Here is a 12874-nt window from a genome sequence, read left to right on the forward strand (position 1 = left end):
GCCGGAAAACTCGACGCCTCCGGCGGCCGCGTGGTAGCTCCGCCGGGTGGGTTCGTCTGCGCTCGCCGTCCTCTCCGCCGCGAGGCGGAGTTCCGCGCCCTGGGCCGCGGCCGCGTTGCTCGGCCTCGGCGTGACCATCATCACAGCGCCGAGCTGCGGCAACGACGCTGTGGGCGTCGACGCCTGCCGGCGGATCGAGCAGGCCCGGTGCGAGGCGGCCGCCGTGTGCCCGGAGTGGATCGGCTCCGGGGACGCCGAAGAGCGGGTGAACACCTGCGTCGAGTTCTACTGGGACCAGTGCCTGCACGGCTTCGAGAACGGCGCCGGCGGCGGCCAGACCGTGGCAGAGCCGACGACCGTCGAGGTCGATGCCTGCGTTGCCGCCGTCGGCGAGGCGCGCGCCTGCGCCAGCGCCAAGGTCGCGTCCATGGCGGAGTGCTCTGCGGCGCCGCTCGCCGCGGGCGTGGACCGCGCGATCACCCCCTGCAAGGTGATCACCGCGCTGGCAGAGGCGCTCGAAGCCTGTGCGTTCGTCGCCCCGAACGGCGGCGGCGCCGGCAGCGGCAGCTCTGGCAACGCGGGCAGCGGCGGCTCCGGCGGCAGCAGCGCGGGCAACGGCGGCGGCAGCGATGTCTCCGGCGGCGGCTCCGGCGGTGGCAGCGCGGGCAACGGCGGCTCCGGCGGTCCCTGATACAGCTGCGGGAAGCTCCCTCGGACTGAGGGATCGCCCACCTCGCACCAACCTGCTAGGTTCAGGGAGGACTTCGACGATGGCTACGCCGGCAACAGTCCACGTTGATGTGGAGCTCCCTTCCGATCTCGCACAGCTCCGCCTCCCGGCGGGGGTCGATCGCAGGCTGCAGGCGCTCCTGGACAAGCAGGATCGCGGGGAGAAGCTATCGGCGGATGAGGCCATCGAAGCCGAGGGGCTCGTCGATCTCGCCGAGCTGCTCAGCTTGCTGCGCCTCCGCGCATCGCGGAAGGAGCCTGCGCTGACGCGATGAGCGGCGACGGCGTGCCCGCGGCGCTCCAGCGTCGCGTCCGCAGGCGTGCTGCCGATCGATGCGAGTATTGCCGGCTCTCCCAGGTCAGCCAGGAGGCCACGTTCCATGTCGATCACATCCAGCCACGGCACGCAGGTGGCCTGACCGCCCTGGAGAACCTGGCGCTCGCTTGTGTGTCGTGCTCCCTGCGCAAGGGAGCGCGGACCCATGGAGAGGACCCGACCACGGGCGACCACCCGAGCCTCTTCCACCCTCGCTGGGGTCGCTGGGAAGACCACTTCGACGTCACAGGCGAGCTGTCGATCGCCGGGAAGACACCGACAGGCCGCGCCACGGTCGCGCTGCTCCGGATGAATCGGCCTCTCGTCATCGAGATTCGACGTGAAGAGGCGTTGCGGGGTCGATTCCCGTAGAGGGCGCCCGCAGCTTCCGCGAGCTCATCACCGCCTCACGAGCGCGAGCGGCGCATCCGGCAGCTCGCCCGCGAGCGCCGCCGCCAGCGGCGTCCCCTCTGGCGGGCCTCGCTCGGCCGCGCGCCGCGCCCGCGCAGCTGGCCCGCGTTTCATGTGGCGCCGTTCCCCGGCTTGGACTAGTGCCCCCTGCCGATGGGCCGAGCTCGAGCTGGTTTCGGAACCTTGTTCGCCGCGGATCGCGCGCGCGGGCGCTCCCCGCGACCCCGGGCCGGCCGGTGCGCCCTGGCGCTCGCCGTCCTCGCGCTCACGGCCTGCGCCGACGGGTCCAACAGCGACGACGACCTGCAGCTCGGGACGTCGGTGACCATCGACCCGCTCGCCTTCCTGGGCGGCGACGTCCAGTGCTCGGGCTCGGACGAGCCGGAGGCCATCCGCAGCTATGTCGCCACGCTCACCGACAACAGCGCGGAGGGCGGGCCGTCCCCCCTCGCCTCGTCGCCGCCAATCTCCTGTGCGTGGAGCGTGTCGTTCACCTCCGTCGTCGAGGGGCACGAGTACACGGTCAGGATCGACGGCTACGGGGGGGAGCTCGCCGATCAGCTCACGCCCAAGGGTGGCGAGACCTCCGGGAACCCCGAAATGCTGCTCCCCAACGGTGACAAGGCCGACCCGACCTGGACGTGGGAGTGCCCCGGCACCGACCCCGACCCCCCGGGCGGCGCCGGCTCGATCGTGGCAGAGAAGGACGTGGAAATCGTCGTCCGGACGTGCGCCAAGCCCACCCGCGTCGAGCCCTGACCCTTCCGGCGCTCCCGTTGCGCCGCCTCACGCTCCCGCCGCGCTGTCCAGCGCCCCCGCCCAGGACGCTCCCGCGATCCCGCCCGCTGTCCGGCCCCCTGATGCGCCCTCACCGGCGCCTCGCGGCGTCCGCCGAGGAGCCAGCGGCAGGCCGCGATCCGCGCCCGCCGCACGCGGGAAGGAACGCCCTCTGAGGCCGGCAAACCCTTTGCGCCGGCCTGCCCCTTGGAGTACCTGAACGCATCCGTCGCATCCCCTGAACAGCGTGGGTCATAGGGCGGGCGGCGAAGGCCGGACTCCACCTCGTCGCTCGTCGTTCGAGGTCAGGGCCGCTTCTGCTGCTCCGCTCGACGCTCGAGCCGCGCTGGGATGGGCCTCTACGACGGGGGCCGAGCGCGCGCCGCGCCCGCCCCCCGCGCCTCGGGTGCAGGTCCCCCATGGAAGAGACGTCGAACATCCAGCAGAAGGTTCCGGTCAGCATCCAGGACGAGCTCCGGACGAGCTACCTCGACTACGCGATGAGCGTGATCATCGGCCGCGCGATCCCGGACGTGCGCGACGGCCTGAAGCCGGTGCACCGCCGGATCCTCTACTCGATGAACGAGCAGAAGATCGGCCCCTCCGGCTCGCACAAGAAGTGCGCGCGCGTCGTCGGAGACGTCCTCGGCAAGTACCACCCGCACGGCGATCTCGCGGTCTACGACGCGCTCGTCCGGATGGGGCAGACCTTCAGCCTGCGCTACCCGCTCATCGACGGGCAGGGCAACTACGGCTCGGTCGACGGCGACTCGCCCGCGGCCATGCGGTACACGGAGTCGCGCCTGTCGCGGATGGCCGTCGAGCTGCTCGCCGATCTCGACAAGGACACTGTCGACTTCGTCCCGAACTACGACGACTCGGAGCTCGAGCCGAGCGTCCTGCCGGCGAAGTTCCCGCAGCTCCTGGTGAACGGCTCCGGCGGCATCGCCGTCGGCATGGCGACGAACATCCCGCCGCACAACCTCGGCGAGATCATCGACGCGACGATCGCCATCATCCGCAACCCCGACATCACCCTGGAGGAGCTGCTCCACCTCGTCCCGGGCCCCGATTTCCCGACCGGCGGCCTCATCTACGGCAAGAGCGGGATCGTGCAGGCGTACACGACCGGCCGCGGCTCGATCACGATGCGCGGGCGCCACCAGGTCGAGAAGACGATGAAGGGCGACCGCGAGCAGATCGTCTTCACCGAGATCCCCTACCAGGTGAACAAGGCCCGGCTGGTCGCGAAGATCGCCGAGTGCATGAAGGAGAAGCGCATCGAGGGGATCAGCGAGGTGCGCGACGAGAGCGACCGCGAGGGGATGCGGATCGTCATCGAGCTGAAGAAGGACATCTTCCCGCAGGTGGTCGTCAACCAGCTCTACCGGCTGACGGACCTCCAGGCGACGTTCGGCGTCATCAACCTGTCGATCGCGAACGGCCGCCCCGCGGTGCTGAGCCTGAAGGACACGCTCTCGCACTTCATCGAGCACCGGCGCGAGGTCGTGACGCGGCGCTGTCGGTTCGAGCTCCGGCAGGCCGAGGCGCAGCGCGAGCTCGTCGAGGGGCTCGGGATGGCGACGAGCGACATCGATCGCATCGTCGCGACGATCCGGGCCTCGAACGATCCGGACGACGCGCGGGAGAACCTGCAGAAGCTGCCGCTCCGGGGGCTCGGCGAGTTCCTCCGGCGGGCCGGCCGGCCGGAGCCCGAGTGCGCCGAGGCCGACACGCGCGGCGACTACTTCCTGTCGGAGCGGCAGGCCAAGGCGATCCTCGAGATGCGGCTGTCGCGCCTGACCGGCCTCGAGCGGGAGAAGCTCGCGAAGGAGTACGGCGAGCTGTCGCAGACCATCGAGCGGCTCCGGGCGATCCTGGCCGACATGGGGCTGCTCATGAACGTGATCGTGATGGAGCTCGAGGAGATCAAGGAGCGCTTCGGCGACAAGCGGCGCACCGAGATCGTGCCGGCCGAGGCCGAGATCCAGATGGAGGACCTGATCCAGGAAGAGGACATGGTCGTGACCATCTCGCACGCCGGCTACCTGAAGCGGACGCCGACCTCGACGTACCGGGCGCAGCGCCGCGGCGGCAAGGGGATGGTCGGGATGGAGGCGCGCGAGGAGGACTGGGTGAGCCAGCTCTTCGTGGCGTCGACGCACTCGTACGTCTTCTTCTTCAGCGACAAGGGCAAGGTCTTCGTCAAGAAGGTCTACGAGATCCCGCAGGCGCCTCGGAACGCGAAGGGCCGGGCGATCGTGAACTTCGTCGGGATGGAGCCGGGGGAGAAGGTCGCGGCGATCACGCCGGTGCCTAGCTTCGACGGCGAGACGTTCGTGGTGACGCTGACCCGCCGCGGGCAGATCAAGAAGACGGCGCTCAACGAGTACGAGAACTACCGGGACAAGGGGATCATCGGCGTGCGGATCGAGGAGGGCGATCAGCTCTTCACGGCGGCGCTCACCGACGGCAAGCGCGAGCTCGTGATCGCGACGCGGAGCGGGATGAGCATCCGCTTCCCCGAGGATCAGGTGCGCCCGACGGGCCGCGCGACGATGGGCGTGAAGGGCATCGAGCTCGACGAGGGCGACGTGGTGGTGGGCCTCGGCGTGAGCGGCGACGGGCGCGACCGGGTGCTCGCGGTGTGCGAGCGCGGGTACGGCAAGCAGACGCCGCTCGAGGAGTTCCGGCTCCAGAGCCGCGGCGGCAAGGGCGTCATCCTCATCGACGCGAGCGAGCGGAACGGGCCGGTCGTGGGCGTCGCCATGGTGAGCCCGAGCGACGAGGTGCTGATCGTGACCGATCGCGGGCAGATGATCCGCACCAAGACGAGCGAGATCCGCGAGACGGGGCGCAACGCGCAGGGCGTGCGGATCATGCACGTCGGCCAGGACGAGCGGGTCGTCGCCGTCGAGGCCTTCGCGGCGGACGCGGCCGAGGCCGAGGAGGGCGGGTCGACGCCGCCGGGTGCGGGCGCGGACGGGACCAACGGGGTCGCGGATCACGCGGGCGGGAACGGGAGCAGCGAGGTCGGCGAGGTCAACTAGAGGTCGACCGGGCGCGGAGCTAGGGGCCTACGGTGGTTGTCGGCTCGACCGGACGGGGAGCTCGATGGCCGACGAGGGCCGCTAGCTCGGTCACGTGCTCGTCGTGGGCGCCCATCGCCACGAGCGCGTCGGCGAGCTGAAGGACATACTCGACGTTCGAGCCGCTCGGGCCGTGCGACGCAAGCACCTGAGCGGCAATCTCGGGGAGCGGCGCGGCGCCCAGATAATCGGGGTTATCAGGCGTGGCCAGGTACACGATGGCCGATCGGGCCGTGATCTCCGCGCGCGCCGCCGCCCCGTCCGCCAGGTGGAGCGGCACGTCGTGGCGCGCATAGCCGCCCTTCTCGCGGTGGTCCAGCGCGCGAAGCACCTCGTCGAGCTCGGCCACGCCAACGCGATAAGCCATCCCCCAGCAGCGCGCGCCAGGTGACGGAATCAACGTGACCACCCGCCCGGGCGCCCCGGGGACGCCCCGATGATCGGTGGACCCCTGCCAGAAGCGGCGGGCCCACCCCGTGATGTACCCGGGCACCATCTGCTCGAAGCGGAAGGCAGGCCGCCAGATCAACGAGCCGTAACCGAAGATCCACGTCTCGCGGTGCACGGGGCGATTGTACCAAACCGCGCCGGCCGTCAGCCGCCGCAGCTCACCCCTCGAGCAGCTCGAACCGGATCCCCGCAGCCTGAAGCCGCTCGATGAGCCGCTCCCCCATCGCGACGACCGGCGTGATGACCCCGGCGCGCGCCGGCAGCCGCTCGCGGTCGAACGCCATGCAGAGCGCCGACTCTGCCACCATCTTGGCCGTCTCCGAGTAACCGGGATCGCCGCCGCTCACCCGCGTCACCACCTTGCGCGATGCGCTCTTCCCCTGGAAGGTCACCTGGAACCAGCTGCGCGCCCGCTCCTCCGCGCTCGGCCCCTCCCCCGGACTCCGCACCTTGCGGAGCAGCTCCCGCGCCGGTCCCACCTTGGCCAGCGCCGTGACCGCGCCGAAGCCGGCGATCCCCATCACGAGCTGCAGCCCGGACTTGACCTGCACGTTGTGGCTGTACTGGAAGTCGGGGCCGTAGGCGTCGAGCTCCCGCGCGCTCCGCAGCACGACGAGCGGATCGATGCTGGGCATCGGGCAGAGCCACGCGCGCAGCCCCTTCTCATAGCGGATGCGCGTCTTGAGCCCCCGCACCCTGCGCGCGCCGTGCGCGTCGTCGCCGCGCGCGGCGCCCTTCCTGGGGCCGGGGCGCGCCATGATCTCGAGCAGCGACTGCCAGGTGCCGCCGGAGAAGCTGGCGTGCGCGCGCACGATGCCCTCCACCACGATCGGCTCGCCCGCGGGGAGCTTCGTCACCGTGAAGAGCACCCCGAGGTCGTGCGGGATGCTGTCGAAGCCGCAGCAGTTGACGATCCTCACGCCCCGCGCGCGGGCAGCCTCGTGGTGGCGCTCGATGAGGCGGTCGACGAACCCGGGCTCGCCGGTGAGATCCGCGTAGTCGGTGCCCGCGCGGATGCACGCCTCGACGAGCGGCTCGCCGAGCGCCGTGTAAGGGCCGACCGTCGTGATGACGACGCGCGCCTGCCGGGCCATGCGCTCGAGCGACGCCGCGTCGTCCGACGCCGCCTCGATGACGCCCAGCGAGGAGCACGCCGGATCGATCGCCTCCATCGCCGCCTTCACCTCGGCGAGGCGCCCCGCGTTCCGGCCAGCGATCGCCCAGCGGATGGGCCGCTCTTCTGCGCCGCGGGCAGAGGCGTCCTTGCCCTTGGTGGCGAGATACTCGGCGACGAGGCGACCGGTGAAGCCGGTCGCTCCGAAGACGATCACGTCGTACGCGCGGTCGCTGGTCATGGGGGCAGCCTTGATACCACGACCGCGGGCGGGAACGTCAGCGCCGGCACCACGAGAGCGACGGCGGCACCCAGCCGCCGAACGAGCGCTCCAGGTGCTCCGCCACGGCGATCGTCACGTGATCGTTGCCGTGGATCGCCGCCACCTGGACGCCGAGCGGCAGCCCCTCGCCGTTGAGGCCCAGCGGCACCTGCGTCGCCGGCATCTCCATGACGTTGAGCACCGCGGTGTAGGTCCACTGGAAGGGCGGCAGGAGCGGCGCGTAGTGCCGCGGCGCGGGGCTCGGATAGGACGGGTAGAGCATCACGCCCTGCTCGCCGATGCGCGACACGAGCTCGGCGCGCAGCGCCTTGCCGAGCTCCAGGGCGCGCTCGACGCGCGCCGGCAGCAGCCCGCCGACGTCCTCGAGCAACGCGAGCCCCAGCGCCGGCAGCGTGTGCGGCGAGCGGCGGACCGACCAGCGGGCGAGCTCGCGCGGCAGGCTGACCGGGCGGCCATCACCGAGCAACGCCCGGAACGTGACGCCCCCGGACGTGCCCACCATCGCCGTCCAGATGTCGAGCGCCCGCGCGAGGAGATCGACCCTCGCCTCGATCACCCTCGCCCCGCAGGCGGCGAGCGCCTCCGCCGCCCTCCGCTGCGCGGCCACGAGATCGGCGCTCACCCGGCGCACGCCGTCGTGCTCGACGGAGAGCACCGTCAGCGTGCCGAGATCGACGGAGGCCGGATCGCCGAGCGGCAGCGGCGCACAGCCCGGATCGCGCGCGTCGGGGCCGGCGAGGATGCGGAGCACCGGCATGAGATCCTCGGCGCGCCGAGCGATCGGCCCCGTCGTCATGAAGCGGAGCCCCCGCTCGCCCGGCAGCGGGAACTGGCCCGAGGTCGGCACGAGCCCCCCGGTCGGCTTGTGGCCGAAGACGCCGTTGAAGAACGCGGGCATGCGGATGGATCCGCCGATGTCCGAGCCGAGCCCGACCGGCGCGCCGCCCGCGCCGACCACCGCGGCCTCCCCGCCCGAGCTGCCGCCCGCGGTGCGCGCCGGGTCATAGGGGTTGTTCGTCCGGCCGTAGAGCCGGTTGTTCGTCTCCATCCACATGCAGAGCTCCGACACGTTGGTGACGCCGAGCGGGATGAAGCCGGCCGCGCGCAGGCGCGTGACCGTCACAGCGTCCTCCTCTGCGCGCACGCCGGCGCGGGCGACGAGCCCCGCGGAGTTCGGCATGCCGGCGACGGCGAAGCTCTCCTTGATGGAGCACGGGACGCCGAGGAACGGCGGCGCGCCCGCGGGCCCACCCTGTTCGAGGAGAGCATCGGCCGCGCGCGCCTCGGCGCGGGCGGCCTCGAACCGGTCCGCAACCATCGCGTTGAGCGTCGGGTTCACGCGCTCGATGTGCCGGATATGGGCCTCCACGACCTCGGCCGACGTCACGGCGCGTTCGCGGATCAGCGCGGCGAGCCGGGTCGCGGAGAGCAGGAGCAGCGGATCTCGTGACAGCATGCGTGCGACCGAGGATCAGGCTCGGGACGACGACCCAGGTCAAGGGTCCGCCACCCCGGATCCGTCGATCGCCCCCGCCCCATCCCGGGCGCGAGCCGCGCGCGGCCCTCGCCGGGCGTCCTTTTGGACGCCGGAGGCGCGAGCCGCCTACTCCTCCGTGGCCTGCCCCGCGCCCGCGGCCTGCTCCGTACCCGCGCGCTGCACCGGCGCGGCGGCGACCGCGCGCGCCCGCGCTCGCTGCGGGAAGGCCCACCGCACCGCCCCGGTGACAAGCCAGTCGACCGCCCCCCGGTCATCGACCTGGATGCCGGGATCCACGTACACCTGCACCCGTTCGCTGAGCTCTGCGCCGACCTCCAGCACGCTCGTCGACACGACGCGGTGCGCGCCGCGGTGGTCGATCGAGAACGCCTGGTCCGGGCTCACCCAGAACCCATGCGGCAGCTCGATGATCGCGAATTCCCTGATCGTCGACTTCTGGATGGGGTTCCGCCCCGGGTCGCCGCCGAACGACACCGCGTGCTGCAGCTGGGCCCCGAGCCGCGCGGGCCGCGCCACGCGGAAGTACGCCTGGACGAGGGGCGCCACCTGGTTCTTTCCCGCGCCGAGCGCGCGCTTCGTCGCCGAGTCGAGGACGAGATCCGTGCCGACGACCAGCGCGAACCGCGGCGTGCCCACAACGCGGACGAGCGGCCGGATCAGGATGTCGCCGAGCCCCGCGTCGCGCCGGCCCTCGATGTCGCCGGCGTACGCGAGCGGCAGGTCTGCGCGCAGCGAGAACGTCCTGGTGAAGGCGTAGTCCCCCCGGAGCACCGCTGCGTTGAAGAAGCCGTTCTTGCCGCTCGAGTAATCGTCCCGGAGCTCGAGGAACGTGCTGAAGTTGGCGGCCGCCCTCGGTTGCGTCCGGGGCGCCGCGGCGGCGGGCCGCTCCGGCGCAGCAGGTGGCTGCGCAGGCGGCGCGGGTGGAAGCGACGGCCGCGCGGGCTGTGCACCGGCGAGCGCCGTGGGATCCCCTGGCTGCGCAGGATCGGCGCGGGCCGCGGCGGCGCCGCTCAGCGCGAGGAGCCCCACCGTGCCGAGAGAGGCCACGCGGCGGCGCTTCAGACCCCAGGGCGAGACCGTCCGATCGGCAGGGCGCGCCTGCGCGACGCGATGCGCTTGCATGCCGGGTTCATGGGTGTGTCGCGCGATCTAGCGGCAGTCAGTTCAAGACAGCAGTCTGCACTTCGGGGGCGCATGAGCCGACGTCCGGTGTTTGCGCACCTCTCCCCTGGCACCCCAGCATCCTGGCCGCGCCCTCGCTTGCGCGCGCTCCACGCGACGCGCTCGGCGCGCCTCGCTCGACTCGCCCGGCGTCGCGATCGAGCGACGCATCCGTGCACATCGAGCGCAGTGCATCGCCGTTCGATCCACCGCAGACCGACCTCCCGGACAGCGCCGGTCCGTGCTGAACATCACGCGGTTCACGTGCGCGCGCTCGAACAAAAAACTGCACGAAATGCCGCAGAAACAAGCGATCTGTAAAGAAACAACTTGACGCGACGCAGCAGCTCTGTAGGGTAGAAGCATCTACGCCATGCAGAAGTCGATGTACACCGCCAGCGCCCACGCCTCCGGCGATGGGACCCTCGCTGAGAAGGTTGTGCACAATGCTTCGTTGGCGTCCTCGACGGCGCGTTCGTTCGTCGTCGTCGAAGGCGGCGTGTCCGTCGGGCTCCTAGCGGGCCTAGCCATTCCTGCGCTCATCAGCCTAGTTGACGTCGTCGGGCTGATTCGCGTCGGGAACGGTTGCGGGCCGCCGCTCTGAGCTGAGACAGCATGGAGATAGGCCCCCGCACCGAGATGGTCCGGGGGCTTTCGTTTTTTTCGGCCTGAGGGTTCACGGAGAGCAGCCGTCGTCGAAGGAGGATCAGGTGAGCAAGGAACATTCGAGGAAAAATCGGGAGGACGCCTCGATCGAGGCCGTCGGCCAGCGCATCGCAGAGCTCGCCGAGCTCGTCGCCGCGGGATGTGGGGTGCCCGTCGCGTCGAGCGCCGTGCGAGAGGAGTTCGAGGCGCTCGTCGATGAGATCCGCGCCCGAGCCAGCGGGAGCGCCGTCCGCGCGCCCCAGCGGTCCTCGACGCACCTCAAGGGCGCGCGCCCGCACGGCGACGCCGCGGAGGCCTCGTTCGAGTTCCATGCTGACCCGCCCTCCGCGCGCTCCGACGTAAACCAGCACGCGGATCAGCGCGCCAAGCCGGCGAGCGCGCCGGGCAGCTCGCGCGTCGTGTCGCTCGACGACGCGCGCAGGGTGCTCGACGCGCTCCGCCGCGAGGAGAGCAGCGGCGGCGGCCCTCGGGAGGATCTGCAGCGCGCGATCGCCTAAGTTGCTGAGCCTCTGAGAAACGGCGGAACCCCGCGGCCAAGGCGCCCCCATGGGCCCCACCTTCACCCGCGTGACTCGATGGAGTCGGGAATTATGAAACGAACCGGTGCACAGATTATCTGGGAAGTCCTCGTCCGCGAAGGCGTGGACGTGGTCTTTGGCTATCCGGGCGGCGCGATCATGCCCGCCTACGACACGATCCTCGGTTACCCGATCCGCCATGTGCTCGTCCGGCACGAGCAGGGCGCAGCGCACATGGCAGACGGGTACGCCCGCGCCTCGGGCAAGGTCGGCGTGTGCGTCGCCACCTCGGGGCCGGGCGCGACGAACCTCGTCACCGGGATCGCGACGGCGATGCTCGACTCCTCACCTATCGTCTGTATCACCGGGCAGGTGCCGTCCAAGCTGCTCGGGACCGACGCGTTCCAGGAGACGGACATCACGGGCGTCACCCTGCCCATCACCAAGCACAACTACCTCGTGACCGACGTCCGGGACATCGCCCCTGCCCTCCGCGAGGCGTTCTACATCGCACGCTCGGGCCGGCCGGGCCCTGTGCTCGTGGACATCACCAAGGACGCCCAGCAGGCGTCGATCGACTTCGAGCCGCCGAAGGGTGAGGTCCGCTTGCCCGGCTACCGCCCCTCGCACCACGCCGTCCAGACGGACATCGAGAAGGCGATCGACCTCATCGACGAGGCCGAGCGGCCGCTCATCCTGGCCGGTCAGGGCATCGTCAGGGCCGAGGCGACGCGCGAGCTCCTCGCCTTCGTGGAGAAGACGGGGATCCCCGTCGCCTCCACGCTGCTCGGCCTCGGCGGCTTCCCGGCGACACACCCCCTCAGCCTCGGCATGATGGGGATGCACGGCGAGGCGTGGGTGAACACCGCCATCCAGGAGGCCGACCTCCTCATCGCGCTCGGGATGCGCTTCGACGACCGCGTGACCGGCAACCTCAAGACCTACGCCGTGAAGGCGAAGAAGATCCACGTCGAGATCGACCGTTCCGAGATCAACAAGAATGTCAAGATCGATGTCGGCCTGATCGGCGACGTCCGGGACACGCTGCTGTCGCTCATCCCCGGGTGCAAGCAGCGCAACCGGGGCCCGTGGGTCGAGCGCATCAACCTGCTGAAGGGCGACTCGGCGGTCCGTGACATTCAACAATTGCCGTACAACGACAAATTGTACGCCGCGCACGTGATGCACGACCTCTGGCGGCTCACCGACGGCAAGGCGCTTGTGGTAACCGACGTCGGCCAGCACCAGATGTGGGAAGCGCAGTACTACAAGCACGATCACCCGCGGAAGCTCATCACCTCCGGCGGGCTCGGCACGATGGGCTTCTCCCTGCCGGCGGCGATCGGCGCGCGCTTCGCGAAGCCGGAGGACGAGATCTGGGTCGTCGTGGGCGACGGCGGCTTCCAGATGACCGCGTGCGAGCTCTCGACCTGCGCGCAGGAGGGGCTCAAGGTCCACGTGGCCGTCATCAACAACGGCTACCTCGGCATGGTGCGGCAGTGGCAGGAGTTCTTCTACAACCGGCGCTACTCGGCGACCCCGATGCGCAGCCCGGATTTCGTGAAGCTCGCCGAGGCCCACGGGCTGACCGGCATCCGCGTCACGAAGCGCGAGGAGATCGCCGCGGCCGTGGAGCGCGCCCGCGCCACGCCGGGCACCGTGGTCGTCGACTTCCGCGTGGAGCAGGAGGATAGCGTCTATCCGATGGTCCCCGCCGGCGCCGACCTGAACGACATGATCCGGCGCCCGAGCCCCATCGTGGAGACCGGGGAGGACCCGTGAACGCGCCAGCAGACCCACGCGCCCTGGGCGCGCGCTCCAGCGTGAGCGTGCGCCCGTCGGACGGGCGGGGCGCGCCCGAG

12 protein-coding genes are annotated in these 12874 nt (G+C 71.1%); 8 read left to right on the forward strand and 4 right to left on the reverse strand.

What is annotated here, in order from left to right:
- Positions 1-46 precede the first annotated feature (46 nt).
- From WMF46_RS20380 to gyrA, 5 genes are all read left to right on the forward strand, one after another.
- Positions 47-691 (forward strand): hypothetical protein, encoded by a 645-nt coding sequence (locus WMF46_RS20380; protein ID WP_437987128.1) that lies wholly within the window; start codon positions 47-49, stop codon positions 689-691.
- Between the two features lie 79 nt (positions 692-770).
- Positions 771-1004, forward strand: a complete 234-nt coding sequence (locus tag WMF46_RS20385; RefSeq protein WP_044965251.1) for a hypothetical protein — start codon at positions 771-773, stop codon at positions 1002-1004.
- Complete coding sequence (locus tag WMF46_RS20390; RefSeq protein ID WP_437987129.1) at positions 1001-1417, forward strand: HNH endonuclease; 417 nt, start codon at positions 1001-1003, stop codon at positions 1415-1417. The genes WMF46_RS20385 and WMF46_RS20390 overlap by 4 nt, the downstream gene beginning before the upstream one ends.
- Before the next feature lie 222 nt (positions 1418-1639).
- A complete protein-coding gene (locus tag WMF46_RS20395) occupies positions 1640-2215 on the forward strand; it encodes a hypothetical protein (protein WP_437987130.1) in 576 nt (191 codons plus the stop codon).
- Between the two features lie 437 nt (positions 2216-2652).
- Positions 2653-5283, forward strand: coding sequence for a DNA gyrase subunit A (gene gyrA / locus WMF46_RS20400; protein WP_437987131.1), 2631 nt, complete (start codon positions 2653-2655; stop codon positions 5281-5283).
- A 19-nt stretch (positions 5284-5302) separates the two neighbouring features.
- On the opposite strand, the gene WMF46_RS20405 is transcribed toward gyrA, so the two are convergent.
- The 4 genes from WMF46_RS20405 to WMF46_RS20420 all read right to left on the reverse strand — a co-directional run bounded on the left by WMF46_RS20405 (position 5303) and on the right by WMF46_RS20420 (position 9789).
- On the reverse strand, positions 5303-5887 hold the full coding sequence (locus tag WMF46_RS20405) for a gamma-glutamylcyclotransferase (RefSeq protein ID WP_437987132.1): 585 nt from the start codon (positions 5885-5887) through the stop codon (positions 5303-5305).
- 43 nt (positions 5888-5930) lie between these two features.
- Positions 5931-7127: a saccharopine dehydrogenase family protein gene (locus WMF46_RS20410; protein ID WP_437987133.1), complete on the reverse strand. Its 1197-nt coding sequence runs from the start codon at positions 7125-7127 to the stop codon at positions 5931-5933.
- A 37-nt stretch (positions 7128-7164) separates the two neighbouring features.
- Positions 7165-8625, reverse strand: a complete 1461-nt coding sequence (locus tag WMF46_RS20415; protein ID WP_437987134.1) for an amidase — start codon at positions 8623-8625, stop codon at positions 7165-7167.
- 147 nt (positions 8626-8772) lie between these two features.
- Positions 8773-9789: a hypothetical protein gene (locus WMF46_RS20420; RefSeq protein ID WP_437987135.1), complete on the reverse strand. Its 1017-nt coding sequence runs from the start codon at positions 9787-9789 to the stop codon at positions 8773-8775.
- A gap of 412 nt (positions 9790-10201) precedes the next feature.
- Here WMF46_RS20420 and WMF46_RS20425 point away from each other — a divergent pair, with 412 nt between their 5' ends.
- From WMF46_RS20425 to ilvB, 3 genes are all read left to right on the forward strand, one after another.
- The gene (locus WMF46_RS20425) at positions 10202-10432 is read left to right on the forward strand and encodes a hypothetical protein (protein WP_437554133.1); all 231 of its coding nucleotides are present in this window, start codon (positions 10202-10204) and stop codon (positions 10430-10432) included.
- A gap of 106 nt (positions 10433-10538) precedes the next feature.
- Complete coding sequence (locus WMF46_RS20430) at positions 10539-10991, forward strand: hypothetical protein (protein ID WP_437987136.1); 453 nt, start codon at positions 10539-10541, stop codon at positions 10989-10991.
- A 93-nt stretch (positions 10992-11084) separates the two neighbouring features.
- Positions 11085-12794 (forward strand): biosynthetic-type acetolactate synthase large subunit, encoded by a 1710-nt coding sequence (gene ilvB, locus WMF46_RS20435; protein WP_437554136.1) that lies wholly within the window; start codon positions 11085-11087, stop codon positions 12792-12794.
- The last annotated feature ends 80 nt before the right edge of the window (positions 12795-12874 follow it).

Source organism: Sorangium sp. So ce117, assembly GCF_051524395.1.
GTDB lineage: Bacteria > Myxococcota_A > Polyangia > Polyangiales > Polyangiaceae > Sorangium > Sorangium cellulosum_B.

Excerpts from the sequence above, each read along its gene's own strand:
- WMF46_RS20385 (WP_044965251.1), top strand. The coding sequence starts at position 771 with ATGGCTACGCCGGCAACAGTCCACGTTGATGTGGAGCTCCCTTCCGAT.
- WMF46_RS20415 (WP_437987134.1), bottom strand. The coding sequence starts at position 8,625 with ATGCTGTCACGAGATCCGCTGCTCCTGCTCTCCGCGACCCGGCTCGCC.
- WMF46_RS20410 (WP_437987133.1), bottom strand. The coding sequence starts at position 7,127 with ATGACCAGCGACCGCGCGTACGACGTGATCGTCTTCGGAGCGACCGGC.
- WMF46_RS20425 (WP_437554133.1), top strand. The coding sequence starts at position 10,202 with ATGCAGAAGTCGATGTACACCGCCAGCGCCCACGCCTCCGGCGATGGG.
- WMF46_RS20420 (WP_437987135.1), bottom strand. The coding sequence starts at position 9,789 with ATGCAAGCGCATCGCGTCGCGCAGGCGCGCCCTGCCGATCGGACGGTC.
- ilvB (WP_437554136.1), top strand. The coding sequence starts at position 11,085 with ATGAAACGAACCGGTGCACAGATTATCTGGGAAGTCCTCGTCCGCGAA.
- gyrA (WP_437987131.1), top strand. The coding sequence starts at position 2,653 with ATGGAAGAGACGTCGAACATCCAGCAGAAGGTTCCGGTCAGCATCCAG.
- WMF46_RS20390 (WP_437987129.1), top strand. The coding sequence starts at position 1,001 with ATGAGCGGCGACGGCGTGCCCGCGGCGCTCCAGCGTCGCGTCCGCAGG.